The organism is Actinosynnema sp. NPDC023587, assembly GCF_040640215.1.
Lineage (GTDB): Bacteria > Actinomycetota > Actinomycetes > Mycobacteriales > Pseudonocardiaceae > Actinosynnema.
Genome location: NZ_JBFABG010000002.1, coordinates 257,722 through 281,967 on the forward strand (window position 1 = coordinate 257,722; position 24,246 = coordinate 281,967).

Genomic DNA, 24,246 nt, shown 5'->3' on the forward strand with positions numbered 1-24,246 from the left:
CGACGTCCCCCGTCCACAGGGCCCCGGTGGCCGCACGCGAGCGCGCCCACCGGGGTCGTGCGCGGCCTCACCGCCGGGATCAGGGGACGGCGTGCGTCGCGAACGCGGCCCGCAGGGCGTCCCGCCACGGCCGCAACGGCGTCAGCCCCGCCTCGGCCCACGACCGGCCGGACAGCACCGAGTACGCCGGACGCGGCGCGGGACGGGGGAAGTCGTCGGTGCCGCAGCCCCGCACCCGCTCCGGGTCGGCCCCGAGCTCCTCGAACACGGCCTGCGCGAACCCGCGCCACGTCGTCTCGCCGCTGCCCGTGGCGTGCAGCACGCGGGCCGCCGGCCCGGTCCGCACGGCCTGCCCGGCGAGCTCGACCAGCCCCGCCGCGAGGTCCAGCGACCACGTCGGCGAACCGCGCTGGTCGTCCACGACCGCCAGCGACTCGCGCTCGCCCTCCAGCCGGGCGATGGTGCGGACGAAGTTCGGCCCGCCCGCGCCGTACATCCACGACGTCCGGACGACCCAGGACCGCTCCCACGTGCGGAGCACCCGCTGCTCGCCGGCCAGTTTCGTGCGCCCGTAGGCGGATCGCGGGCCGGTCTCGTCACCGGGCTCGTACGGCCGCGTGCCGTCGCCCGGGAAGACGTAGTCCGTCGAGACGTGCAGCAGCGCCACGTTGTGGTCGCGGCACGCCTCGGCCAGCAGGCCGGCCCCGACCGCGTTCACCGCGAAGGCGCGCTCCTCGTCGGTCTCCGCGACGTCGACGGCGGTGTAGGCCGCCGCGTTCACCACCACGGGCCTGAGCTCGTTGTCCCGCGCGGAAGCCGCGAACGAGGCCACCGCGTCGGTGACCGCCTCGGCGTCGGTGACGTCCAGCTCGGCGGACGAGGGCGCGTGCACCAGGCCGTCGGCCGGGGTCGCGGCCACCAGGTCGTGCCCGAGCTGGCCACGGCCACCGGGTACCAGTAGCGCGAGCATCAGCCGGCCAGCGCCGCGCGCTGCTTGAGGGGCTCCCACCACGCCCGGTTGTCCCGGTACCACTCGACCGTCGCGGCCAGGCCGGCGGCGAAGTCGACCCGGGGCGCGTAGCCGAGCTCGGTGGAGATCTTGGTGATGTCGACCGAGTACCGCCGGTCGTGGCCCAGGCGGTCGGCGACCGGCTCGACGGAGGACCAGTCCCGGCCGGTGGCCGCCACCAGGCGCTCGGTGAGCTCGCGGTTGGTCAGCTCGGTGCCGCCGCCGATGTTGTAGACCTCGCCGCCCCGGCCGCCCTCCAGCACGAGCTGGATGCCGTGGCAGTGGTCGTCCACGTGCAGCCAGTCGCGGACGTTGAGGCCGTCGCCGTAGAGCGGGACCTTGCGGCCGTCCACGAGGTTGCTCACGAACAGCGGGATGACCTTCTCCGGGAACTGGTACGGCCCGTAGTTGTTCGAGCACCGGGTGATGCACACCGGCAGGCCGTGCGTCCGGTGGAACGCCCGCGCCAGCAGGTCCGAGGACGCCTTGGACGCCGAGTAGGGCGAGTTCGGCTCCAGGGCGTGCTCCTCGGTCCAGGAGCCCTCCTCGATGGTGCCGTACACCTCGTCGGTGGAGACGTGCACGAACTTCGCCACGTTCGCCTCCAGGGCCGCTTGGAGCAGCGTCTGGGTGCCCAGGACGTTGGTCAGCACGAAATCGGCGGACCCGGAGATCGACCGGTCCACGTGCGACTCGGCCGCGAAGTGCACGACCACGTCCGTCCGGGCCATGAGATCGGTCACCACGTCGCGGTCGCAGATGTCGCCGCGGACGAACGTCAGCCTGGGGTCGTCGGCGACGGGCGCGAGGTTGGCCTCGTTCCCGGCGTAGGTGAGCTTGTCCAGCACCACCACCTCGGCGTCCGCGTAGACCGGGTACGCGCCGCGCACCATCTCCCGCACGTAGTGCGAGCCGATGAAGCCGGCCCCACCCGTCACCAGTACGCGCATGGTCAATGCCCTTCCACAACCGTCGTCCACCGCAGTCTGTCACGGTGATTACCCGTGCAACCCACCCTGTCGTTACAGCGTCTCCCGTATTAAGTGGAAACAGCGGGCCGGAACCCCGGCCCGCCACTAACCTGGGACAGCAGTCGCGGGACACGGGGGAGGCACCACCAGTGGACACCAGTCCGCCCAAATCGGCCGCGAGACCGGCTGCTTTGCGTGTTCTCGTGGTCACTTGGCGTTCACTGATAGCGCTGGTCTCGGCAGCCGTGCTGGTCGTCTCCTGGTACGGGTGGACCTACCTGCGCGACATCAACGAGGGCATCGCCACCACGGACGTCATCCCGTCCTCGATCGCGGAGCAGGGCGCGGCCCGCAAGCCGCTCGACGGCGCGATCGACATCCTGCTGGTGGGGGTGGACAGCCGCACCGACGCGCAGGGCAAGCCCCTGTCGGACGAGGTGCTGGCGCTGCTCAACGGCGGTGTGGCGGACGGCACGTTGAACACCGACACCATGATCCTGGTGCACATCCCGCAGGACGGCACGCGGGCGGTCGCCATCTCCTTCCCGCGCGACGCCTACGTGGAGATCGCGGACGGTTTCGGCAAGCACAAGCTGAACTCGGCGATGCTCCGGCAGAAGACCGAGACCTCGGAGAGGCTGCGCGCCGAGGGCGTCGTGGACGAGGCGCGGATCGAGCGCGAGTCGACCCAGGCGGGCCGCCGCACGCTCATCAAGACCATCGAGGGCCTCACCGGCGGCGCGGTCACCGTCGACCGGTACGCCGAGGTGAACCTGGCGTCGTTCTACGAGGTGACGCAGGCCATCGGCGGGGTCGAGGTGTGCCTGAACGCCGCCACCCGCGACTCCGACTCGGGCGCGGACTTCCCGGCCGGGCGGCAGACCATCGCGGGCGCGGCGGCGCTGTCGTTCGTGCGGCAGCGCGGCGGGCTGACCGGCGGCGACCTGGACCGGATCGTGCGCCAGCAGGTGTTCATCGGCGCGCTGGCCCGCAAGGTGCTCTCCACCGGCACGCTGACCGACTTCGGCAAGCTCGACGAGCTGGTGACGGCGGTCAAGAGGTCCGTGGTGCTCAGCGAGCGGTGGAACATCACCGAGTTCGCCGAGCAGATGCAGGGCCTGGTGTCGGGCAACATCCAGTTCCGCACCATCCCGGTGGGCGACCCGACGGACACGTGGGGTGACGGCAACGTCCTGCCGGTGAACCCGGCGGAGGTGCGCCAGTTCATCAAGGGCCTGGCCGACGACCCGCCGCCGGAGTCCGGTTCGGCCGCGCCGACGACCACGTCGTCCGGGCCGCTGCCGGCGGACGTCACCGTGCGGGTGGTCAACTCCTCGGGTCTCGCCGGGAAGGCCGCCGAGGTGCTGGAGTCACTGGTGGGCAAGGGTTTCCGGCGTGGCGACGCGACCAGCGGCGACTACCTGGACAGCACCGTGGTGCGGCACCCGGCCGGGGAGCGGGCGAGTGCCGACCGGGTGATCTCCGCCCTGGGCGGTAACGCGGCGGCCGTCGAGGACGACTCCGTGCCGAGGGGGCACGTCCAGGTCTACGTGGGCGCGGACTTCGCACCGGCGGACGCGTCCGACATCGCGTCGGTCGGCGGTGCGACGACGATCCCGTCGGCCTCCTCGTCCGCTCCGCCGATCACCGCCCAGGGTGTGGTCTGCGTCAACTGAGGACCGCGTCCCCGGCGGTTGTCGCGTCCGACCGGCGGCAGGTGGTTAGCCTGGTCGGACCAGGCGGGGAGACCGTTCGCGCAGACTTAGGAGGACCGCCCGTGAAGGCCGCGGTGATGACCGGACGCACGCTGCTCGCGTTGCTGTCCGCGGCCGTGCTCGTCGTGGCGGGATATAGCTGGGCGACGCTCAAGCGGGTGCAGGAGAGCGTGAACACGACAGACGTGCTGAACGCGCTGTCGGACATCCCCAACGCCCCGCCCGCCGACGACGGCGCGCTGGACATCCTGCTGGTGGGCAGCGACAGCCGGACCGACGCGCAGGGCCGCCTGCTGCCCGACCGGGTGCTCCGCGAGCTGCGCACCGAGGCGACCGACACGGTCAACACGGACACCATCATCGTCGTCCGGGTGCCGCGCCACGGCGGCAAGGCGCACGCGGTGTCCATCCCGCGCGACACGTACGTGCCGATCCCGGACCACGGCGAGGAGAAGATCAACTCCGCGTACGGGGTGACCAAGTTCTTCACCATGGAGCGGCTCGCCGCCGAGGGCGGGCACGACCTGGAGGAGCGGTCCAAGCTCGGCGACCAGGCCGGGCGGCGCGCCCTGGTGCAGGTCGTGCAGGACCTGACCGGCGTCCGGGTGGACCACTACGCCGAGGTCAACCTCTACGGGTTCTACCTGCTGACGCAGGTGATCGGCGGGGTCGAGGTGTGCCTGAACAACGCCACCAGCGACCCCGACTCGGGCGCGGACTTCCGGGCCGGGGTGCAGACCATCGCCGGCGGCGACGCGCTGGCGTTCGTCCGGCAGCGCAAGAACATCCCCAACGGCGACCTCGGGCGGATCACCCGCCAGCAGGTGTTCCTGAAGTCGGCGGTGTCGCAGCTCCTGTCGGCGGGGACGTTGACCGACCCGGGCAAGCTCACCGGGCTGCTGGACGCGATGTCCAAGTCCGTGGTGGTGGACGAGGAGCTGGACCTCGCCACGCTGGCCGGCCAGGCGCAGGGCCTGGCGGGCGGGAACGTCGAGTTCACCACCATCCCGGTGACCGGCGTCGGCGCGCGCAACGAGCGCGGGCAGAGCATCGTGACCGTGGACCGGGACCAGGTCCGGGCGTTCGTGGCGCAGGTGCTGGGCGCGAAGACCCCCGCGCCGACCCCCGCCACGACGGCCGCCACGACGACCGTGCGGAAGTTCGCCGGCGGCAAGCCGGTGACCTTGGACGGACCGCGCCGCGAGCTCGCCCAGGGCCCGCCCTGCGTCGACTGACCCGGGCTGGGGCGGTTCGCGCCCGGATGGCAGGGTTGGCGGCATGACCGTCACGGAAACCCTGCTGACTCCGCTGTTCGCGGCGGGTCCCGGCCGTCCGCTGATCACGCACTACGACGACGCGGCGGGCACGCGGGTCGAGCTCTCGCGGGCGACCATCGGGAACTGGGCGGCGAAGACGGCCAACTGGCTGCGCGACGAGATGGACGTGGCGGCGGGCGACCCGGTGGCCGTGCTGCTGCCCGCGCACTGGCAGACCGCGGGCGTGCTGCTCGGCGCGTGGTGGTGCGGCGCGGTGGTGACCGAGGACCCGGCCGGCGCGAAGGTGGCGTTCGTGCCACCGGGCGGCGCGGCGGTCGGCGCGGACGCCGTGGCGACGGTTTCGCTGCACCCCATGGGGTTGGGCTGCGGGGCCGAGCTCGACTACGTGGACGAGGTGCGGGTCTACGGCGACGAGTTCACGCCGTGGGGCCCGGTCCCCGGTGCCACGCCCGCGCTCGGCAGGTCCACTGTGGACGAAGTGGTGGCCGAGGCGCGGCAGCGCGCGACCACGTTGGGGATCGGCCCGGACACGCGCGTGCTCTCGACCCTGGAGTGGGCGCAGCCGGACGGGCTGCTGAACGGCTTCCTGGCCGTGCTGGCCGGTGGCGGGTCGCTCGTGCAGTGCAGCAACGCGAAGGCGGACCTGCTGCCCGCGCGGCGGGTCAGCGAGCACACGACCCTGGACCTGGTCGGCTAGAGCTCCCCGCGAGCGGGGGGCGGGCGGTCCACCGCCCGCCCGCCCGCCGCCGCGCGGGTCAGGCCGGCTGCCTGCGCCGGATGAGCCGGTCCACGGTGAGCGAGCCCCCGTTGAAGCCCAGGGCGAGCGCGGCGACGCCGAGCGCGAGCACCAGTTCGTAGCCGCCCTGCCCGAGCAGGCCGTTGGGCAGGTGCACGATCAGCAGCGCGCCGGCCATGTCGATCGCCAGCAGGACGCCCACGACGGGCAGCGCCGCGCCCGCTATGAGCAGCGCGCCGCCGCCGAGTTCGACGAGGGCCGCGAACCAGGCGGACAGCGTCGGGAGCGGGACGCCCATGCCCTCGAAGGCCGCGGCGGTGCCGTCGAGCCCCCACTCGGTGAGCTTCTGCCAGCCGTGCGCGATGAACACCACGCCGACGCCGATCCGACCGATGAGTGCCGCCACGTCCCGAACCATGCCTGTCCCTTCGTCTGCGGATGGGGTTCCGCCGCGACGGTATATGAATCTTCAACAACTTCTTCGGCCACGCCGAGGGGTTGACAGCATGTCGACAGGCGCGTAGATAACTAGATGGTTAGATAACCGGTAGGTTAGGTGAAGATGGCAGACGACCCGCTGAGCACCACTTTCGCCGCGCTGGCCGATCCCACCAGGCGCGCCATCCTGGCCCGCCTGGCCGAGGGGGCGGCCACCGTGAAGGAGCTGTCCGCGCCGTTCGCGATGAGCGGCCCGGCCGTGTCCAAGCACCTGCGGGTGCTGGAACGGGCGGGGCTCGTCACGCGCGGCCGGGACGCCCAGTGGCGTCCCCGCGCGCTCGACGCGGCTCCGCTGCGCGAAGTGGCCGAGTGGACCGACGGCTTCCGCCGGTTCTGGGACGACAGCCACCGCCGCCTGGACGGGTACCTGGAACGGATGAAGGAGCAGGAAGATGACCGCTGACCCGGCAACCGCGTGGAGCACCCCGTCGGACCTGGAGGTGGCGGTCACCCGCCGCTTCGACGCGCCCCGGCGACTGGTGTTCGAGGCGTTCACGTCGCCGGAGCACGTGGTGCACTGGATGCTCGGCCCGGAGGGGTGGACCATGCCGGTGTGCGAGGCCGACCTGAGGTCGGGAGGGCGTGGCACCGGACGTGGCGACGGGCCGACGGCACCGAGATGTCGATGAGGGGGACGTACCTGTCGGTGACGCCGCACTCGGAGTTCGTGCAGACCGAGGAGTGGGGCGACGGGTGGCCGGAGATCGTGAACACGACGAGTTTCGTCGACGAGGGCCGGTGGACGACCGTGGTGCAGACGATGAGGTTCCCGTCGAAGGAGGCCCGTGACCGGGCGACGGCGACGGGGATGTCGACCGGCGCGGACACCAGCTACGACCGCTTGGTCGGCTACCTGGCCGAACTCGCCCCCTGACCCTTGAGCAGGGCGGGACCCCGGACGACGACACCTTCCGGGGATTCACACCAAGGACTCAGAAGGCGGACTGGACCAGCCCCAGGAGCGCTTCGACCAAGTGCGGCGCTGCGGCGATCGTGTGCGCCGACGCCGACGAGTGATCGTGCCCGGTGCTGTCGAGCACGATTGCCCCGGCCTCACGAGCGATGAGGACTCCGGCGGCGACATCGAGCGTCTGATTGGACAGGACTACCGCCCCGTCGATTCGGCCTTCCGCCACCCACACCAGATCGTGAGCAGCCGATCCGAACATGCGGACGCGCTCCACATCGGCCGCGAGCGCAGCGGTGACGGCAATACGCAGCCTGTTCTCCACAGCCGCCCGAGGGCCAAGCGCGTAGTCGCCGACGGCGATCATCGCCTTGGCGAGATCGACCGTCGGGCTTGCTCGAATCGACTTCCCATTGACAAACGCGCCGCCACCACGAACAGCCGAATAGTGCAGGTCGGACAGCGGCAGCGAGATTGCCGCGACCAACGCCCGATCTCCGCGCAGAAGAGCGAGGGAAACAGCGGACAGTGGTACTCCGTGCACGAAGTTGGCGGTACCGTCGATCGGGTCGAGCGCCCAGACGCACTCACTTTCCGCAGCCCGGTCGCTACGGCCCTCCTCTTCTCCGACAAACCCGATCTCGGGCGTCGCCTCAGCCAGATACGCGCGCACCTCGTGCTCGATCCTGATATCCACATCGGTGCAGGTGTCCCGGTCGGACTTCTCCGTGACCGCCTGCGGACGGGTGTGCTTGATCAGGTCGTTGCCGATGCGGACAGCTTTCTGCGCGATCTCGGCCAACTGGTCGAGGTGCCGCATCAGGCGATCTCCTTCGCTCGGTCCCACGTCGAGTCGAGCACCTGGCCGAAGGTGTGGAGATGGTGCGCCGCTGGTCGGCTATCCGCATGAGAAGCAATCGTTGCGGATGTCCGGTGACGGACTTCTCAAGATCACGGCGTGGAGGCGGCATGATCAGGGAATCAGCCGCCTCCACGCCGGGGTGAAGATCGTCGGTCTAGCCCTTGAGCAGGGCTCGCGACATCACGACGCGCTGGATCTGGTTCGTGCCCTCGTAGATCTGGGTGATCTTCGCGTCGCGCATCATGCGCTCGACCGGGAAGTCGCGGGTGTAGCCGGCACCGCCGAAGAGCTGGACGGCGTCGGTCGTCACCTCCATCGCGACGTCCGACGCGTAGCACTTGGCCGCCGCCGTGATGAAGCCGATGTTCGGCTCGCCGCGTTCCGCCTTCGCCGCCGCCACGTAGACCATGTGGCGGGCCGCCTCGACCTTCATCGCCATGTCGGCCAGCATGAACTGCACGCCCTGGAACTCGGCGACCGCCTTGCCGAACTGCTTGCGGTCCTTGACGTAGGCGATCGCGGCTTCCAGGGCTCCCTGGGCGATGCCCACCGCCTGCGCGCCGATGGTCGGGCGCGTGTGGTCCAGGGTGCGCAGGGCCGTCTTGAGGCCGGAGCCCGGCTCGCCGATGATGCGGTCCGCCGGGATCGTGCAGTTCTCGAAGTGGATCTCCCGCGTCGGGGAGCCCTTGATGCCGAGCTTGCGCTCCTTCGAGCCCACCACGAAGCCCGGGTCGTCCTTGTGCACCACGAACGCCGAGATGCCCTGCGACTTCTTCGGCGCGTCCGGGTCGGACACGGCCATCACGGTGTACCAGGTCGACTCGCCCGCGTTGGTGATCCAGGACTTCGTGCCGTTGAGCACCCAGTGGTCGCCGTCGAGCCGCGCGCGCGTGCGCATCGACGCCGTGTCGGAGCCCGCCTCGCGCTCGGACAGCGCGTAGGACGCCATCGCCTCGCCGGCCGCGATGGAGGGCAGCACCTGCCGCTTCAGCTCGTCCGACGCGGCCAGCAGGATCGGCATGGTGCCCAGCTTGTTCACGGCCGGGATCAGCGACGAGGACGCGCAGACGCGCGCGACCTCTTCGATCACGATGCAGGTGGCGACCGAGTCGGCACCCTGGCCGTCGTACTCCTCGGGCACGTGCACGGCCGCGAAACCGGATTTGACCAGGGCTTTGAGCGCTTCGACCGGGAAGCGCTCCTGTTCGTCGACCTCGGCCGCGTGCGGCGCGACCTCCTTGTCGGCGAGCGCCCGGACGGCCTCGCGCAGCGCCTCGTGCTCCTCGGCGAGCTGGTAGGTACCGAAACTCGGGTCCACGTTAAGTTACCTCCCGGTAGGTCTTCTACCGAGATGTTAGCGCGCGTTCACCGGCGGAAGCCCTGTGCCGTGGGCAACAGGGCCCGAACCGGCTACAGCGACGCCCGCAGCGCCGCGTCCTTCTCCAGCACCAGCCGCTCCAGCGACTCCTGGAACGCCGCCATCCGCTCCCGCAGCGCCGGGTCGGCCGCCGCCAGCACGCGCACCGCGAGCAGGCCCGCGTTGCGCGCGCCGCCGACCGACACGGTCGCCACCGGCACGCCGGCGGGCATCTGCACGATCGACAGCAGCGAGTCCATGCCGTCCAGGTACTTCAGCGGCACCGGCACGCCGATCACCGGCAGGACGGTCGCCGACGCGACCATGCCGGGCAGGTGGGCCGCGCCGCCCGCGCCGGCGATGATCACCCGCAGGCCGCGCCCGGCGGCCGACGCGGCGTAGTCGAGCATCCGCTGGGGCGTCCGGTGCGCGGACACCACGCTGACCTCGAACGACACGTCGAACTCGGCCAGCGCCTCGGTGGCGGCCTTCATCACCGGCCAGTCCGAATCGCTGCCCATGATCACGCCGACTGACGTCACTGCTGTCCTCCGTGGATGTCGTACCCGTCCAGCCACACGCCGTCGGACAGCCAGTGCGCCGCGAGCCGCGCCCGCTCCCGCACCTCGTCCAGCCGCTCCCCGAGCAGCGTCACGTGGCCGATCTTGCGTCCCGGTCGCTCCGCCTTGCCGTACAGGTGCACGTGCGCGTCGGGGAACCGGGCGAACAGGTGGTGCAGCCGCTCGTCGGGGCCCATGTCGGGCGGTGCCGCCGCGCCGAGGACGTTCGCCATCACGACGGCGGGCGCGACCAGGTCGGTCGCACCGAGCGGGTAGTCCAGCACGGCCCGCAGGTGCTGTTCGAACTGGGAGGTGCGCGCGCCCTCGATGGTCCAGTGGCCGGAGTTGTGCGGGCGCATGGCCAGCTCGTTGACCACGAGGCCGTCGGCGGTCTCGAACAGCTCCACGGCCAGCAGGCCGACCACGTCGAGCTCGGCGGCGATCCTCAGCGCCAGCTCCTGGGCCTCTTCGCCGGAGGTGTCGGGGGCGGGGGCGAGCACCTCGACGCAGATCCCCTCCTTCTGCACGGTCTGCACCACGGGCCACGCCGCGCCCTGCCCGAACGGCGAGCGCGCCACCAGCGCGGCCAGCTCGCGGTGCATCGGCACGCACTGCTCGACCATCAGCGGGGTCCCGGCGGCGAGCAGCTCGGGCACCACGCGCTGCGCGCTCTGCGGGGTGTTCAGCATCCAGACGCCGCGCCCGTCGTACCCGCCGCGCACCGCCTTCAGCACGCACGGCCACCCGTGCGCCGCGCCGAACTCCAGCACGTCCGCCGTGTCCAGCACCTCGCTGAACGGTGGCACCGGCAGCCCCAGCCCGGCCAGCCGGACCCGCATGACCAGCTTGTCCTGGGCGTGCTCCAGCGCCTCCGGACCGGGCTGCACCTTCACCCCGTCCGCGACCAGCGCCTTCAGGTGCTCCTGCGGCACGTGCTCGTGGTCGAACGTGAGCACGTCGCACGACTTGGCGAACGCCCGCAGGGCGTCGAGGTCGGTGTGCTTGCCGTACTCGACGTCCCGCGCGACCAGCGCGGCGGGGTCGGAGTCCGATTCGGCGAGCACCCGCAGCGACTGGCCCAGCGGGATGGCGGCCTGGTGGGTCATGCGGGCGAGCTGCCCGCCGCCGATCATGCCGACGATCGGGAGACGAGTTCGGGAGTCCACGGGAAGCGGATTCTACCTGGGCAAACGGAGGCCGCCGACCACCCCGTCGAACGGGTGCCGCGACGAGGAGGTCCCGCGCACCCCCCGAACGCGCGGGACCTCCCCCAGCGGGGCCGTTCGCGGTGCGACGGACCGGGTCAGAGCCGGTGCGACCGGCGGACCAGGCGGAAGGCCAGGGCCAGCAACCCGGCCGCGAGCACCGCGAAGACCGCGAACTCGAAGAGCTGGAACGGCACCAGGCGGTCGATCGGGTGGTGGTCGGCGAAGAACGAGACCACCCCGCTCTCCCGGAGGCACTGGTTGAAGTCGGTCTCGTAGCAGGAGCGCGAGAGCTCCACCTCGTTGCCGCTGCCGTCCAGGTACCCGCTGCCGACCGGCATGCTGTCGTCCATCTTCGCGTACAGCACGTCGAACTCCGCGCGACCTTGATCGTCGATCGGCGTGACCAGGCGCTCCGGTGTCCAGAAGCGCGGTCGCCACACCACCGCGACCAGCAGGCGGACCAGGAGGAAGAGCCCGAGCGCGATGCCCATCGAGACGACCGTCCGCCGGGTGAGGGCGCTCACCACCAGGCCCAGCGCGAACCCGAACGCCGCGAACCCGACCTGCACCAGCGGGTCGCTCTCGTAGGAGTCCAGCAGGAACGGCGGGAACGGCAGGTGCCCGGTGACCGTGCCCCGGGTGCCGACGTGGGTGTTCACCGCCGTCAGCAGGTGCTGCACCGCCGCGCCGGACACGGCCGTCAGACCGATCGCCGACACCCCGAGCAGCACCACCTTGCCGAGCAGCCAGCGGGCCGGCGAGAGGTCCTGGCCCCAGGCGACGAAGTGCGTCTTCTGCTCGTACTCGCTCGCCAGCAGCGGTGCCGCCCAGAACACCGCGACGAGCGCGCCGAACGCCATCGGGAACATCGTGAGCAACTGGCCCGCGACGCGGGGCTGGAGGTGCGCGGTCAGGAACTCGGCCGCGGAGTTGCCGGGGGAACCGACGGCCCAGGCCACGGCGACGGCGGTCAGCGAACCCAGCGCGGCCAGGCCGACGCCGATGACGATCAGCAGCCGGTGCTGCCGCCAGGTCAGCCACGCGAGGTCGCCCCAGCCGACCTTCGTCCGGGACCGAACCGGGGTGGACGTGGTGGCGGTCATGCGCCGACTTCCTTCCTGGTCACCGCGAGCTGCGCGAGCACGTACTCCTCCAACCCCACCGGCCGCCGCACCCACGGCTCCGCGACCACCGGCCGGGGCTGTCCCCCGGGCAGCTCGACCAGGAACGTCGACTGCGCGCCGTGGTGCCGGGCCTGCACGACCACGCCGGGCACGGGCGGTGCCTCCGAGGCCGGGCCGACGAACGTCGCGTGCCGGGCGAGCAGGTCGTCCACGTCGCCGCCGGCCAGCAGCCGGCCGTGCGCGAGCAGCAGCAGGTAGTCCGCGACGCCGCTGAGTTCGGCCACCACGTGGGTGGACAGCAGGACCGTCATGCCGGTCCGCTCGACCTCGGCGAGCAGCTCGGTGGTCACCTCGCGGCGGGCCAGCGGGTCGAGGTTGGCCAGCGGCTCGTCCAGCAGCAGCACGGTCGGCCGGGCCCCGAGGGCCAGCGCGAACGCCACCTGCGCCTGCTGGCCGCCGGAGAGCTTGCCGCACGCCCGGTCCAGCGGGATCTCGAACCGCTCCAGCCAGTCCGTCGCGCGGGCCTGGTCCCACACCACGTTGAGGTGCGCGCCCAGGCCCAGCATCTCGGCGGCGGTGAAGTGCCGGTAGACGGGCTTGTCCTGCGACACGAGCGACACCCGGCCCGCCGTGCGCACCGACCCCTCGTCGGCACCGAGCAGGCCCGCGAGCACGCTCATCAACGTCGACTTGCCCGCGCCGTTCGCGCCGACCAGCGCGGCCACCCGGCCCGCCGGCAGCTCGAACGAGCACCCGCGCAACGCCCACTTGGCGCGGTAGCGCTTGCCCAGCGACTCGGCCCGGACCGCCAGTGCGGTCCGGTCGGCGGACTCCGCCACGGTAGAGGTCATCGGACCGCCACCTCTTCCCCCTCGGTCTCGCCGGCGGCCAGCACGGACCGCACCAGCGCGTCGATGTCCTCTTCTTCCAACCCGGCCGCGCGGGCCTCGCGCACCCAGGCGGCGAGGCCCGCGCGCAGCGCGTCCATCACCCCCGGGTCGGTCGAGCCCAGGCCGGCCTTCACGAACGTGCCCGAGCCCTGGCGTGCTTCGACCAGGCCGGACATCTCCAGCTCGCGGTACGCCTTGAGCACGGTGTTCGCGTTGACACCGCTGCTCGCCACCACGTCGCGGACGGTCGGCAGCCGGTCACCCGGCCCCACCCACCCGAGCCTCAGCGCCTCCCGCACCTGGCGGACGAGCTGCAAGTACGCCGGGAGGCCGCTGGACCGGTCGATGCGGAACTCCACCTACCGCCTCCAGATTGTTCTACTCAACTAAGACACTAGAAGAGCAGAACACGCCAAAGGCTGTCAAGCGTGGTCGACCGGGTGATCGCGGAGGTGCCCGACTGAGTGGTCGTGGAGGTGCCCGTCCGGGGCGTTCGCGGCGCGCGAGGAGGCGGTGCCACGTCCTCGCCGCGCCGCTGACCCCGCAGCGATTTACCGCTGACGAGACGAGGCCCGCGACGTGAGGGGATACGTCGCGGGCCTCAAGGTGGGCAGCGCCGGGGGACGCTGGACAGGGGGATCAGCGCCCTGACCCGGTTACCAGTTCGGCGGCCTGTTCATAAGTGGCCGGCAGCTCCTCCACCCAAACCTCGGCCGGTCCCGTCGGAGCCACGTGGGGGTCCACGGCCAGCCGGTCGGCCGTCAACAACCGGAGGTTCCCGACCGTCCGGTGCAGTCGTTCGTCCTTCTTCACCAGCACCGCGGCCAGCGACGGCCCGATGGACGCGATCGTCTGGCCCGCGTCGAACACCTCGCGCAACGCGTCCGCCAGCAGCGTCATCGCCACCACGCGCGACCACCCGGACGTGCGGTCCAGGTCCAGCGCCACCAGCACCAGCAGGTAGTCCTGGCGGCCGGCGGTGCGCGCCTCGGCGTACACCTCGCGGAGCCTCGCCCGCAGGTACGCGCCGGTCGCCAGGCCGGTCAGCGGGTTGTCCACCGAAGTGCTCGCCGCCTGCCGGCTCAGCACGTCACCCCAGCCCAGCGCGGTCGCGCGGAGCATCGGGGACGGGACGGCGTCGACGTTCGGCGACACGATGCCGGCGGAATCCGCCGAGCCCTCGACGACCGCGTGCAACGCGGCCAGGTCGACCAGGGTCTCCGCGAGACTCGCACCGCCCTCGGCCCGCGCGCCGCCCAGCCGGTGCAGCGCGGGGCCCGGGTCGGCCGTGCCGACCACGGCCGCGCAGACCTGGTCGACCTCGTCCAACGGCCAGTCGGCCGGGTAGGACCACCCGGCCGCCAGGGACGCCGTCCGCCACCTCCACCTCAGCGCCCGTGCCTCGTCCGCGCCGGCCCGGCGCGTCGTCGTCGGCTCGCCGACCTCGCCGGCGGCTGCTTCCCGCACACCCACCCGGATGCCTCCTCGACCTGGGGATTCGAATACGGGACGTCGCGGGGGCTGATCCATGACGGCAGTCCGCCTCCCCGGTCGGGGGGTTCCGGGTGACGGTGCGCTATCCGGTAGGTCACACTGAGCGCGCGAGGGAGGGATTACACGTGGCGACCGTTCCTGCCGACGTTCGGGGACCGAGCGATGCGGAGCTCATCGACTCCGTGCGCGGTGGGGCGATCGATGCCTACGGGCAGCTCTACGAGCGCCACGTGGGCGCGGCCTACAACCTGGCCCGGCAGCTCGCCCGGTCTTCCGCCGAAGCCGACGACCTCGTGTCGGACGCGTTCGCGAAGGTCCTCGACACGCTCCGCGCCGGACGCGGCCCGGACTCGGCCTTCCGCGCCTACCTGCTCACCGCGCTGCGGCACACCGCCTACGACAAGACCCGCCGGGACAAGAAGGTCGACCTCGCCGACGACGTCACCGCCGTCGCGGGCGCGGAGGCCACCTCCGTGCCGTTCCGGGACACCGCCGTGGCCGGCCTGGAGCGGTCGATGGCCGCGAAGGCGTTCGCCCGGCTCCCCGAGCGCTGGCAGACCGTCCTGTGGCACACCGAGATCGAGGGCCAGTCCCCCGCCGAGGTCGCCCCGCTGCTCGGGCTGACCGCCAACGGCGTGTCCGCCCTCGCCTACCGGGCCCGCGAGGGCCTCAAACAGGCCTATTTGCAGGTGCACCTGGCGGAGAGCCAGGCCGAGCGCTGCCGCGCCACCGTGGACCGGCTGGGCGCGTGGACCCGAGGCGGTCTGTCCAAGCGGGAGACCACGCAGGTCGAGGCGCACCTGGACGAGTGCGCCGACTGCCGGGGGCTGGCCGCCGAGCTCGCCGACGTCAACGGCGCGCTGCGCGCGTTCGTCGCCCCCCTCGTGCTCGGGCTGGGCGCGGCCGGCTACCTGGCCGCGACCGCCACCACCGCCAAGGCCGCGACCGTCGTCGCGGCGGCGACGGCCGGCGCGGGTGGCACGGCCGGCGCGGTCACGTCCGCGCCCCGGCAGTTGTTCGGCGTGGTGGCCTCGGCGGCGGCGCTGGCCATCGCCGTGGCGGTCGGGCTCGCGTCGGAGGGTGAGCAGCAGGTGCCCGCCGCGCAGACGTCGACCACCCAGGCGCAGACGACCGAGCCGAAAACCACCCAGCCGCAGACCTCCCCGCCGCAGGCCACCCAGCCGGCCCCGCCACCGGTGCAGAGCCCGGACCCGCCGGCCGCCGAGGACCCGCCGCCGGTGCCGACGGCCGACCCGACGTCGGAGCCGACGTCGGAGCCCGCGCCGGAACCGCAGCCGGAACCCGAACCGCAACCCGAGCCCCAGCCGGAACCCGAACCGCAGCCGCAGCCGCAGCCCGAACCGGAACCCGAACCCGAACCGACACCACCGACCCTGGTGCCGACGGTGCCCAGCGGGTTCGCGCTCACACCCGGCGAAAGCCCGACCGACCTGCCGATCACCGTGCGCAACACCGGCGGCACCGCCTCGCAACCCGCCAGCGCGTCGCTGGTGCTGCCGCCCGACGTGCGGTCGGTGGGCCCGACCGGGTCGCTGGTCGGCGGCCGGCTGCTGCGGCTCGACGGCGCGGCCGACCAGACGGTGCCGTGCCCGGCCGGCGAGGGCGAGCTCACCTGCGTCACCACCCAGGGCATCGCGCCCGGGGGCTCCGCGACGTTCCTGTTCCGGCTGCGCGCCGGCGACAGCGCGGTGGGCGGCACGATCACCGGCCTGGTCTCCGCCGGCACCACGATCTCGGTGGGCGTCCAGGTGGACGTCGACATCCGGCCCCTCCCCGACGACCTGGACCTCCAGGCGAACCAGTGGCACCACGGGTTCTTCGAGTCCCGGATCGACGTCAAGGCCACCAACACCGGTGGCCGCGCCGGCACGCTCCGGCTGGTGGTCGAGGCCGACCACGACATCGTCCTGGTGGGGCTGCGGTCGGACTGCGAACGCGGCCGGCACCGGATCACGTGCGAGCGGCCGTTGGGCCGGGGCGAGTCGTTCCGGCTGTCCGCGTGGGCGTTCAGCCTGCCCCACCGGGGCGGGGACGTGACCGTCACGGCCACCCTCGGCTCGGCGTCGAAGTCGCTCACCGTGCCGGTGCGGCAGCACCCCGGCCACGACGACCAGGTGCCCGAGCCGCCGGGGGGCGACCCCGACGAGCCCACCACCGTGCCGCCGACCACCACGACCACCACACCGGGCACCACCCCATCGGGCACGACCCCATCGGGCACCACCCCGCCGACCACGACCACGCCGGACGTGGACCCGCCCGCCGGGACCACCCCGCCGGAGGAACGGCCGACGTCCGAGCCGACCGCGCCGCCGGCCGGCACACCGGCACCGCCGGTCACCACGCCACCACCACCGGTCACCACGCCGCCGGCCGAGACCCCGCCGCCGCCGCGTGCGGAACCGTCCTGCCGACCGGCACCGCCGTGGTGGCCGCCCGGTCTGGAAGACCTGCTGCCGCCGGGGTTCTGCCGGCCCCCTCGGTGATCGACCCCGGCCGCCGTCGGTAGGCTGCCCGGGTGCTGCCACTCGTGCGCAGGATCTTCACCCGCTTCCCCGAACCCGTGCGGTTCCTGCTCAACAAGCACCGGGAGCTGATCAGGTTCGCCCTCGTCGGCGGCACGACGTTCCTGATCGACAACGGCATCTGGTACGCGCTGAAGCTGACGGTCCTCCAGGACAAGGTGGTCACCGCGAAGGCCATCGCCGTGCTGGTGGCGGTGATCTCGTCCTACGTGCTCAGCCGCGAGTGGTCCTTCCACACCAGGGGCGGGCGGGAGCGGCACCACGAGGCCGCGTGGTTCTTCGTGGTCAGCGGGGTCGGCATCGGCGTGACCCTGGTGCCGCTGACCGTGTCGCGGCACTTCCTGGACCTGCACAGCGAACTGGCCGACTTCGTGAGCGGGTCGGTCATCGGCATGGTGCTGGCGACCGCGTTCAAGTACTGGGCGATGCGCAGGTTCGTCTTCCCGCAGGCCGACGCGCGACCGGACGTGCGCCCGCTCCGGGTGGTCTCCGACGACCAGCGCGACGTGGCCTGAGCAGCGTTTCCGCTCCCCCTCCGTACACTCGGCCGGGTGTCCGTAGTCGAGAACGTCGTCCGACGCCTGCCCGAGCCGCTGCGTTCGCTCGCGCTCAAGCACAGAGAGCTGCTCAAGTTCGCGGTCGTCGGCGGCACGTGCTTCGTGATCGACACCGTCATCTTCCTGGTGCTGAAGACGACCGTGCTGGTCGAGAAGCCGGTCACGGCGAAGGTCGTGGCGACGCTGGTGGCCACGATCGTGTCGTACGTGCTCAACCGCGAGTGGTCGTTCCGGACCCGGGGCGGGCGGGAGCGGCACCACGAGGCGGCGCTGTTCTTCCTGATCAACGGCCTGGGCATCGCCCTGAACTCGATGCCGCTGTGGGTGTCGCGGTACCTGCTGCACCTCCAGGAGCCGCACGTGAGCCGGCTCGGCGAGGAGGTCGCCGACTTCGTGAGCGCGCAGATCGTCGGCACGCTGATCGCGATGGTGTTCCGCTGGTACGGCTACAAGAAGTGGGTGTTCCCGGAGGCCGACGCCCGCCCGCGCGCCAAGCGCTCCTACGACTCCGCCGACGAGGACCCCGGCCCCTCCTGACCGGGCCGAGGTCGGGCGGACCGGCTCAGGCCGGGTCGTCGGTGCCGTTGCCCGCCGGGTCGGCGTGGCCGGAGCCGCGTCCACCGAGCAGGGACAGCGCGGCGTCGTGCAGCAGGCCGTTGGTCGACAGCGCGCTCCCGCCGTCGAACCGGTCCACCCCGGACAGGTCGCTGAACCGCCCGCCCGCCTCGCGCACCAGCACCTGGAACGGCGCGACGTCCCACGGGTTCACGATCGCCTCGGCGGCGATGTCGATCGCGCCCTCGGCCACCAGGCAGTGCTGCCAGAAGTCGCCGAACGCCCGGTTCTCCCAGCACGCGTCGACCAGCCGCAGGTACGCCTCGCGCGAGTGGTGCTCCACCCACGACCCGAGGTGCGTGGTCGACAGGTAGGCGTCCGACAGGTCCGCCACCCCCGACACGCCGATCCGGCGCTCCCCCGCCGCGTCCAGGGTGAACGCGCCCCGCCCGGCGGCGGCCCACCAGCGGCGGCCCAGCGCGGGCGCGCTGACCACGCCGACCTGCGGGGTCCCGTCCACCACGAGGGCGATCAGGGTGGCCCACACCGGCACGCCGCGCAGGAAGTTCTTGGTGCCGTCGATCGGGTCCACGACCCACGTCCGGCCCGCGCCGACCTCGCCGCCGCGCTCCTCGCCCGCGACCTGGTCGCCGGTGTCCGCGAGCACCTCCCGGATCGCGTCCTCGACGGCCACGTCGGCGTCGGTCACGGGGGTGCGGTCGGGCTTGCGCCGCACCACGAGGTCCCGGGCGCGGAAGCGGGACGTGGTGATGGCGTCGGCGGCGTCGGCGAGACGCAGGGCCAGCGTCAGATCGGTGGACACGCGGGGATCGTGCCACGCCTACGCTGTGTGCCGTGAGCGTGGTCTTGTTGGCCGAGGACGATCCGGCTATCGCGGAACCCCTCTCCCGCGCGTTGCAGCGGGAGGGGTACCAGGTGCACGTGGTCGGCGACGGCCCGGGAGCGCTGGAGGCGACCGCGCACGGGGGGATCGACCTGCTGGTGCTCGACCTGGGGCTGCCCGGGATGGACGGCCTGGAGGTGTGCCGCCGGCTGCGCGCGGGCGGGCGGGGCATCCCGGTGCTGATGCTCACCGCCCGGTCCGACGAGGTGGACTTCGTGGTGGGGCTGGACGCGGGCGCGGACGACTACGTGGCCAAGCCGTTCCGGCTGGCCGAGCTGATGGCCCGCATCCGGGCCCTGCTGCGCCGCCGCGCGCCCGGCACGCTGGAGGTCAACGGCGTGCGGATGGACCTCGCGGCGCGCCGGGTCACCGTGGACGGTCAGGAGGTGCAGCTCGCCAACAAGGAGTTCGAGCTGCTCCGGGTGCTCATCCAGCGCGCCGGGCAGGTGGTGCACCGGGACGAGATCCTCTCCGAGGTGTGGAACGACCCGGAGCTCAAGAGCAGCAAGACGCTGGACATGCACATGTCGTGGCTGCGCCGGAAGCTCGGCGACGTGCGATCCGTGGAACGGCGCATCGCCACCGTGCGCGGCGTCGGCTTCCGGTTCAACACGGCCGACTGACGTGCGCAGCCGAATCCTCCGCGCGATCCTGCTGGCCGTCGCGGTCACCGGGTTCGCCCTCGGCATCCCGCTCGGGTACGCCGCGCTGCGGCTGGTGGACGACGGTGCGCACACCGACCTCCAGGCCCGCGCGCAGCGGATCGCCGCGTCCGTGGACGACCAGATCGCGGCCGGGCAGCCGATCGACCTGGCCCCGCTGGAGGTCGGCGTGCCGACCGGCGGGCACCTGATCGTCACCTCCGGCAGCGGGCGGCAGGAGTTCGGCCTGTCACCGGGCGAGGACGCGCTGGCCGTCGAGGTGCCGATCGCGCAGCAGGGCACCGTGCGGCTGGAGGTGTCGTCCGGGCCGATGCGGACGTCGCAGTACCAGGTGGCGGCGTTCGTGGTGCTGCTGGTGGTGCTGTCGGTGGGCACCGGGACCGTGGTGGCGACGGTGACGGCGCGCAAGCTGGCCAAGCCGCTGCGGCACGTGGCGGTGCGCGCGGCCCGGCTCGGCGCGGGCGACTTCCGGCGCGACGACCGGCGGCACGGCGTGCCCGAGCTGGACCTGGTCGCGGAGGCGCTGGACCGGTCGGCGGGCGCGCTGGCGTTGCTGGTGCAGCGCGAGCGCGAGCTGGTCGGCGACGTGTCGCACCAGCTCCGCAGCCGGTTGACCGCGCTGCAACTGCGGTTGGAGGCGTTGGCCGAGCACCCGGACCCGGAGACGGCGGCCGAGGCGCGGGCGGCGCTGGAGCAGGCCGAGCGGCTGGCCGGCGTGCTCAACGAGCTGCTGGCGGCGGCGCGGGCGGCCCGCGCGGTCGGCGCGGAGCCGTTGGACCTGGGGGCCGAGCTGTCCGCGATCGCCGAGGAGTGGCGGGAACCGCTGCGCGGGGTCGGGCGGGCGCTCCGGGTCCGGGTGCCCGAGGGCCTGCTGGCGCGGGCCACGCCCGCGCGGCTGCGCGAGGCCATCGGGGTGTTGCTGGACAACGCCCTGCGGCACGGTGAGGGCCAGGTCGTGGTGTCCGCGCGCAGCGACGAGGGGACGGTCGTGGTCGAGGTGGCGGACGGCGGCGCGGGCGTGCCCGACGAGCTGGCCGGGCACATCTTCGAGCGCGGGGTGTCCGGCGGCGGGTCGACCGGGGTCGGCCTGGCGCTGGCGCGGGCGCTGGTGGACGCGGACGGCGGGCGGCTGGAGCTGTCCACCGCCCGGCCCGCGACGTTCGCCGTCTACCTGCCGGTGCCCAAGGCCGACGACGTCGTGGGCGTGACCTGGCGCTCCGACCTCACGCCTCGGTGACCCCGCTCGACGCGGGTGCCGCAGGCGCGGCGGCCTGGTCGGGCACGGTCGGCGTGGGTCGGGCGGGCGGCGTGGGTTGAACGGGTGGCGTGGGTTGAACGGGCGGTGCGGATTGGTCGGGCGGTGCGGGTTGCGGCAGGAGACCCACCGCGCCGCGCACGACCTGCGCCCACACCAGGCGGCCGAACAGGTAGTGGCAGGCCACGTCCTCGCTGGTGAACCGGGCCCAGTCGTAGCGGTTGCCCTGCTCGCGCCAGAACACCTCGAAACCCTCGTGGTCGGCGACCAGGCACCAGGCGTTGTCCGCCTCCGCGCCGACCGACACGACCTCGGCGGGCACCCCGACGGCCAGCAGCCAACCCTGGATCGCCTCGGCGTTCATCGGACCTCCTCCAGGTAGCCCAGCGCGACCAGTTCGGCCACCGGGTACGTCGTCCGGTACCGGACACCGCCGCCCTCCTGGCCGAACCACTCGGCGGACAGCGTGAACCACACGGGAAGGTCGCGCGCGACGCGGTACCGGTGGTACCCGGCGTCCAGCGCGGCGGGCGGCAGCGAGCGGCTCGTGAACGACGTGCCCGCCTCGGCCAGCACCCGCCCCTCGGGGCCGCCGAACCGGTCCAGCTCGACCCCGGCGGCGAGCATGCCGGGCTGCCCGGCCTCGTACCCGCCCTCGGGGAACAGCTCGGCGGGCGGCCACGCGTACTCGGGCGGGTCGAGGCGGACCAGGAAGCGCCGGTCCCAGTCGCGTTCGTGCATCCCGGCCTGCGGGTCGTAGCCGCCGGTCAGCGCGACGTCCGGCACGCCACCCGGTCCGTGCACCACGCGCGGCCGGTGCCGTGCGGACGCGTCGACCAGGTGGCCGTCCGGGTGGCCCTGCGGCTCGAACCTGAGGCCGGGCGCGAAATCCTGCTCCTCGGGCGGCGCGGGCAGTTGCCGGGCGGGCGCGGAGCGCGCGGGCGGCAGCGCGCCGCCCGGGAACATGTGCAGGAAGAACAGCGCGACCGACTCGTCGGAGGGCTGCGCACCCTGCCCGGCCCGCTGCGTCGCGACCACCTCGGTGGGCACGATCGCCGAGCCCTGGCCGGAACCGAGCAGCCCAGAGCCCAGCAGCCCAGAACCGAGCAGCCCAGAACCGAGCACGCCGGAACCCAGCGTGCCGGACATCGAGCCGAACCCGGTGCCGGGCGGGAAGCCGCGCCCGCCGGTGACCGTGCCGGGATCGGGGAAGCCCTGGCCGGGCACCGTTCCGGGTGGGAAGCCCTGGCCGCCCCGGACGACGGTGTCACGCCCACCGGTCGACAGCGGCAGCACCGCGAAGCCCATCGCCGCGTCGTCGCGCGACTTGGCCGCCGCGTCCTTCGCGGCCTGCGCCGCGTCCTTCGCGGCGATGTCCTTGGTGGCGATGTCCTTCGCGGCGACGGCGTCCTTGGTCTGGGTGGGCTGGCCGGCGTCCTTCGCCTGCCCCGCCTGGTTTCCCTGGCCGGATTGACCCGATCCCGTCTGGCCCGATCCCGTCTGGCCCGATCCCGCCTGGCCCGATCCCGCCTGGCCGGGCAGGTGGCCGCCGTCCTTGGTCGGCACCGGGCCGCGCTGGTCCGCGCGCTGGTTGCCGGACTGCTGCGACTGGCCTGCGGCCTGGCCCTGCTGACTCGCCGGCGACTGAGCCGTATGCGACTGGGCCGCTTGCGACTGGGCCGCCGGGGAGTGGGTCGTCGAGGACTGGGCGGCACCCACCGGGCCGGCAGCCGTCGGAGCACCTGCCACCGCACCACCGGCCGCACCGCCCACCGGACCGGAGGACACACCGCCCGGACCGCCGAAACCGGGGGCCTGCGGGGTGTTCGCGGCCGGAGCCGCCGGCTGCGGGGCCGGCGCGTGCGCATCGACCGGCAGCACCGGGCGTTCCAAAACCGCCGCCGACGACGAGGTCACCGTGTCCGCCGCGCGCACGACCGGGTCCACGACCGGCCCTAGGCCCATCGGAGCGCCACCGGGCAGGATTCCACCGTGAACGTTCCCGCCGGGCAGGATTCCGCCGGGCAGGTTCCCGCCGATCGGATTCCCACCGGTCAGCGGGGCCGTCACCTGGCCCACCGGGCCGGGCCCGCGATCCGGACCGGGCCCGCCGGCCGGACCGTTCCCCGGCGCGACGCCGTGGCCGTGACCGCCGTCAGGTCCGCGCCCGGGAAGGTTGTCCAGGCCGCCGTGGACCGCGCGGTCCACCGTGTCGGTGACGGTGTCGGCGGTCCGGTCCACGGTGTCGGTCACCGTGTCGGTCACGGTGTCCACCGCGCCGCCCACCACGTCGTCGACCACGCCGACCACCGGGTCGACGATCCCCGCGACGGGCTGCACGACCGCGTCCACCAGACCGCCGACCAGACCACCCTCCGACTGGCCGCCCTCCGACTGGCCGCCCTCCGACTGGCCGCCGCCGAGCACGGTGCCCAGCAGGCCGCCGCCCTGACCGCCCTGCCCTGAATCGCCTTGCCCCGGATCGCCTTGTCCTGCGCCCTGATCACCCTCGCCGGCCGGGGTTCCGCCGTCCTGGCCACCGCCGAGCAGACCGCCCACGTCACCGAGCAGACCGCCCACGTTGGGGGGTGCGCCGGCGGGCGCGTGCACGCCGGGGTTGGTGTCGACCGGCAGCGGGCCGCCGATCTGCACGCCCGTGTCGAGGCGGATCGCGTTGGTCAGCGTGTTCGTCAGGTGGCTGACGTTGGCCACCGCGCCCTGCAACGCCGTGTCCAGCCCGAGCAGGGCGTCCGGGTTGCCGGCGGACGCGGCCTGGTTGGCGGCGTCGGTGTTCTTCGCGAGCTTCACCAGCTCGCGCACCAGCTCGACCTTCGCCGCGCCCACCTGCTGGGCGGCGTGGTCGAGCCGGTCGGCGGCGGTGGTGCAGCCGCGCACGGCGGCGTTCAAGCGGCCGTCCGGTGCGGTGAACGTGTTCCAGTGGCGGCGGGCCGCGTCGCCGGCCTCGCCGGTCATCGCGGACAGCGCCTTGCCGGCCGCGCCGTCCGACTCGCCGGCCAGCGTGCCCAGCTTCGCGCCAGCCTCGCGCCACGCGACGGCGGACGAGCGCAACGCGTCCTCGTCGGCCTTCGGCCAGGTGACGCCGGCTCTGGCGGCGACCTCGGCGAGTTCCGCCGGCAGCTCGATCCCCATGTCGGTGGC

The 24,246-nt window shown here is 73.1% G+C and carries 22 protein-coding genes and 2 pseudogenes; 10 read left to right on the forward strand and 14 right to left on the reverse strand.

Annotated elements, in window-relative coordinates:
• Positions 1-79: 79 nt before the first annotated feature.
• Both rfbD and rfbB read right to left on the reverse strand, forming a co-directional pair.
• Positions 80-970, reverse strand: a complete 891-nt coding sequence (gene rfbD, locus AB0G01_RS06255) for a dTDP-4-dehydrorhamnose reductase (RefSeq protein WP_360940305.1) — start codon at positions 968-970, stop codon at positions 80-82.
• A complete protein-coding gene (rfbB, locus tag AB0G01_RS06260; protein WP_360940307.1) occupies positions 970-1,959 on the reverse strand; it encodes a dTDP-glucose 4,6-dehydratase in 990 nt (329 codons plus the stop codon). The genes rfbD and rfbB overlap by 1 nt, the downstream gene beginning before the upstream one ends.
• 224 nt (positions 1,960-2,183) lie before the next feature.
• On the opposite strand from rfbB, the gene AB0G01_RS06265 reads away from it, so the two are divergent.
• The 3 genes from AB0G01_RS06265 (at position 2,184) to AB0G01_RS06275 (ending at position 5,669) form a co-directional block, all read left to right on the forward strand.
• Positions 2,184-3,656: an LCP family protein gene (locus tag AB0G01_RS06265; protein ID WP_360940309.1), complete on the forward strand. Its 1,473-nt coding sequence runs from the start codon at positions 2,184-2,186 to the stop codon at positions 3,654-3,656.
• Positions 3,657-3,757: 101 nt separating this feature from the next.
• Positions 3,758-4,930, forward strand: coding sequence for an LCP family protein (locus AB0G01_RS06270; protein WP_360940311.1), 1,173 nt, complete (start codon positions 3,758-3,760; stop codon positions 4,928-4,930).
• Between the two features lie 43 nt (positions 4,931-4,973).
• Positions 4,974-5,669 carry a TIGR03089 family protein gene (locus tag AB0G01_RS06275; RefSeq protein ID WP_360940313.1) on the forward strand — a complete coding sequence of 232 codons (696 nt, stop codon included), beginning with the start codon at positions 4,974-4,976 and terminating at the stop codon, positions 5,667-5,669.
• Positions 5,670-5,727: 58 nt separating this feature from the next.
• Here the strand turns inward: AB0G01_RS06275 and AB0G01_RS06280 are convergent, their stop codons facing one another.
• The gene (locus AB0G01_RS06280; protein ID WP_360940315.1) at positions 5,728-6,126 is read right to left on the reverse strand and encodes a DoxX family protein; all 399 of its coding nucleotides are present in this window, start codon (positions 6,124-6,126) and stop codon (positions 5,728-5,730) included.
• A gap of 144 nt (positions 6,127-6,270) precedes the next feature.
• Between AB0G01_RS06280 and AB0G01_RS06285 the strand changes: the two genes are divergently transcribed.
• Both AB0G01_RS06285 and AB0G01_RS06290 read left to right on the forward strand, forming a co-directional pair.
• A complete protein-coding gene (locus AB0G01_RS06285) occupies positions 6,271-6,609 on the forward strand; it encodes a metalloregulator ArsR/SmtB family transcription factor (RefSeq protein ID WP_360940317.1) in 339 nt (112 codons plus the stop codon).
• A 118-nt stretch (positions 6,610-6,727) separates the two neighbouring features.
• A pseudogene (locus AB0G01_RS06290) lies at positions 6,728-7,080 on the forward strand (SRPBCC domain-containing protein).
• Positions 7,081-7,138: 58 nt separating this feature from the next.
• On the opposite strand, the gene AB0G01_RS06295 reads toward AB0G01_RS06290, so the two are convergent.
• The 8 genes from AB0G01_RS06295 to AB0G01_RS06330 all read right to left on the reverse strand — a co-directional run bounded on the left by AB0G01_RS06295 (position 7,139) and on the right by AB0G01_RS06330 (position 14,587).
• On the reverse strand, positions 7,139-7,933 hold the full coding sequence (locus AB0G01_RS06295) for an inositol monophosphatase family protein (protein WP_360940319.1): 795 nt from the start codon (positions 7,931-7,933) through the stop codon (positions 7,139-7,141).
• A gap of 196 nt (positions 7,934-8,129) precedes the next feature.
• Positions 8,130-9,293, reverse strand: coding sequence for an acyl-CoA dehydrogenase (locus tag AB0G01_RS06300; RefSeq protein WP_360940321.1), 1,164 nt, complete (start codon positions 9,291-9,293; stop codon positions 8,130-8,132).
• A 92-nt stretch (positions 9,294-9,385) separates the two neighbouring features.
• Complete coding sequence (gene purE / locus AB0G01_RS06305) at positions 9,386-9,853, reverse strand: 5-(carboxyamino)imidazole ribonucleotide mutase (RefSeq protein WP_360941235.1); 468 nt, start codon at positions 9,851-9,853, stop codon at positions 9,386-9,388.
• Between the two features lie 17 nt (positions 9,854-9,870).
• A complete protein-coding gene (locus AB0G01_RS06310) occupies positions 9,871-11,058 on the reverse strand; it encodes a 5-(carboxyamino)imidazole ribonucleotide synthase (protein WP_360940323.1) in 1,188 nt (395 codons plus the stop codon).
• 137 nt (positions 11,059-11,195) lie between these two features.
• Positions 11,196-12,203, reverse strand: coding sequence for a hypothetical protein (locus tag AB0G01_RS06315; protein WP_360940325.1), 1,008 nt, complete (start codon positions 12,201-12,203; stop codon positions 11,196-11,198).
• Complete coding sequence (locus tag AB0G01_RS06320) at positions 12,200-13,075, reverse strand: ABC transporter ATP-binding protein (RefSeq protein WP_360940327.1); 876 nt, start codon at positions 13,073-13,075, stop codon at positions 12,200-12,202. Before AB0G01_RS06320 ends, AB0G01_RS06315 begins: the two co-directional genes overlap by 4 nt.
• Positions 13,072-13,473: a GntR family transcriptional regulator gene (locus AB0G01_RS06325; protein ID WP_360940329.1), complete on the reverse strand. Its 402-nt coding sequence runs from the start codon at positions 13,471-13,473 to the stop codon at positions 13,072-13,074. Before AB0G01_RS06325 ends, AB0G01_RS06320 begins: the two co-directional genes overlap by 4 nt.
• A 280-nt stretch (positions 13,474-13,753) precedes the next feature.
• Positions 13,754-14,587: a GGDEF domain-containing protein gene (locus AB0G01_RS06330; protein ID WP_360940331.1), complete on the reverse strand. Its 834-nt coding sequence runs from the start codon at positions 14,585-14,587 to the stop codon at positions 13,754-13,756.
• Between the two features lie 146 nt (positions 14,588-14,733).
• Between AB0G01_RS06330 and AB0G01_RS06335 the strand changes: the two genes are divergently transcribed.
• From AB0G01_RS06335 to AB0G01_RS06345, 3 genes are read left to right on the forward strand one after another with little or no spacing between them, the layout of a single operon-like run.
• A complete protein-coding gene (locus tag AB0G01_RS06335) occupies positions 14,734-17,115 on the forward strand; it encodes a sigma-70 family RNA polymerase sigma factor (protein ID WP_360940333.1) in 2,382 nt (793 codons plus the stop codon).
• A gap of 35 nt (positions 17,116-17,150) precedes the next feature.
• Positions 17,151-17,669: a GtrA family protein gene (locus AB0G01_RS06340; RefSeq protein WP_360941238.1), complete on the forward strand. Its 519-nt coding sequence runs from the start codon at positions 17,151-17,153 to the stop codon at positions 17,667-17,669.
• A gap of 36 nt (positions 17,670-17,705) precedes the next feature.
• Complete coding sequence (locus AB0G01_RS06345; protein WP_360940335.1) at positions 17,706-18,248, forward strand: GtrA family protein; 543 nt, start codon at positions 17,706-17,708, stop codon at positions 18,246-18,248.
• Between the two features lie 25 nt (positions 18,249-18,273).
• Here the strand turns inward: AB0G01_RS06345 and hisN are convergent, their stop codons facing one another.
• Positions 18,274-19,089 (reverse strand): histidinol-phosphatase, encoded by an 816-nt coding sequence (gene hisN / locus AB0G01_RS06350; protein ID WP_360940337.1) that lies wholly within the window; start codon positions 19,087-19,089, stop codon positions 18,274-18,276.
• A 38-nt stretch (positions 19,090-19,127) separates the two neighbouring features.
• Between hisN and AB0G01_RS06355 the strand changes: the two genes are divergently transcribed.
• A complete protein-coding gene (locus tag AB0G01_RS06355) occupies positions 19,128-19,793 on the forward strand; it encodes a response regulator transcription factor (protein WP_360941241.1) in 666 nt (221 codons plus the stop codon).
• A gap of 1 nt (position 19,794) precedes the next feature.
• On the forward strand, positions 19,795-21,069 hold the full coding sequence (locus AB0G01_RS06360; protein ID WP_360940339.1) for an ATP-binding protein: 1,275 nt from the start codon (positions 19,795-19,797) through the stop codon (positions 21,067-21,069).
• A 133-nt stretch (positions 21,070-21,202) separates the two neighbouring features.
• Here AB0G01_RS06360 and AB0G01_RS06365 read toward each other — a convergent pair.
• Both AB0G01_RS06365 and AB0G01_RS06370 read right to left on the reverse strand, forming a co-directional pair.
• Positions 21,203-21,451 (reverse strand): annotated as a pseudogene (locus AB0G01_RS06365) (hypothetical protein); the annotation flags it as partial.
• Positions 21,448-24,237 (reverse strand): TNT domain-containing protein, encoded by a 2,790-nt coding sequence (locus AB0G01_RS06370; RefSeq protein WP_360940341.1) that lies wholly within the window; start codon positions 24,235-24,237, stop codon positions 21,448-21,450. The pseudogene AB0G01_RS06365 and the gene AB0G01_RS06370, both read right to left, overlap by 4 nt.
• Positions 24,238-24,246: the final 9 nt, after the last annotated feature.

Bases quoted from the DNA above. Each gene is read 5' to 3' on its own strand.
- AB0G01_RS06315 (WP_360940325.1), bottom strand. From the start codon at position 12,203: ATGACCGCCACCACGTCCACCCCGGTTCGGTCCCGGACGAAGGTCGGC.
- rfbD (WP_360940305.1), bottom strand. From the start codon at position 970: ATGCTCGCGCTACTGGTACCCGGTGGCCGTGGCCAGCTCGGGCACGAC.
- AB0G01_RS06280 (WP_360940315.1), bottom strand. From the start codon at position 6,126: ATGGTTCGGGACGTGGCGGCACTCATCGGTCGGATCGGCGTCGGCGTG.
- rfbB (WP_360940307.1), bottom strand. From the start codon at position 1,959: ATGCGCGTACTGGTGACGGGTGGGGCCGGCTTCATCGGCTCGCACTAC.
- AB0G01_RS06320 (WP_360940327.1), bottom strand. From the start codon at position 13,075: ATGACCTCTACCGTGGCGGAGTCCGCCGACCGGACCGCACTGGCGGTC.
- AB0G01_RS06285 (WP_360940317.1), top strand. From the start codon at position 6,271: ATGGCAGACGACCCGCTGAGCACCACTTTCGCCGCGCTGGCCGATCCC.
- purE (WP_360941235.1), bottom strand. From the start codon at position 9,853: ATGGGCAGCGATTCGGACTGGCCGGTGATGAAGGCCGCCACCGAGGCG.
- AB0G01_RS06370 (WP_360940341.1), bottom strand. From the start codon at position 24,237: ATGGGGATCGAGCTGCCGGCGGAACTCGCCGAGGTCGCCGCCAGAGCC.
- AB0G01_RS06295 (WP_360940319.1), bottom strand. From the start codon at position 7,933: ATGCGGCACCTCGACCAGTTGGCCGAGATCGCGCAGAAAGCTGTCCGC.
- AB0G01_RS06275 (WP_360940313.1), top strand. From the start codon at position 4,974: ATGACCGTCACGGAAACCCTGCTGACTCCGCTGTTCGCGGCGGGTCCC.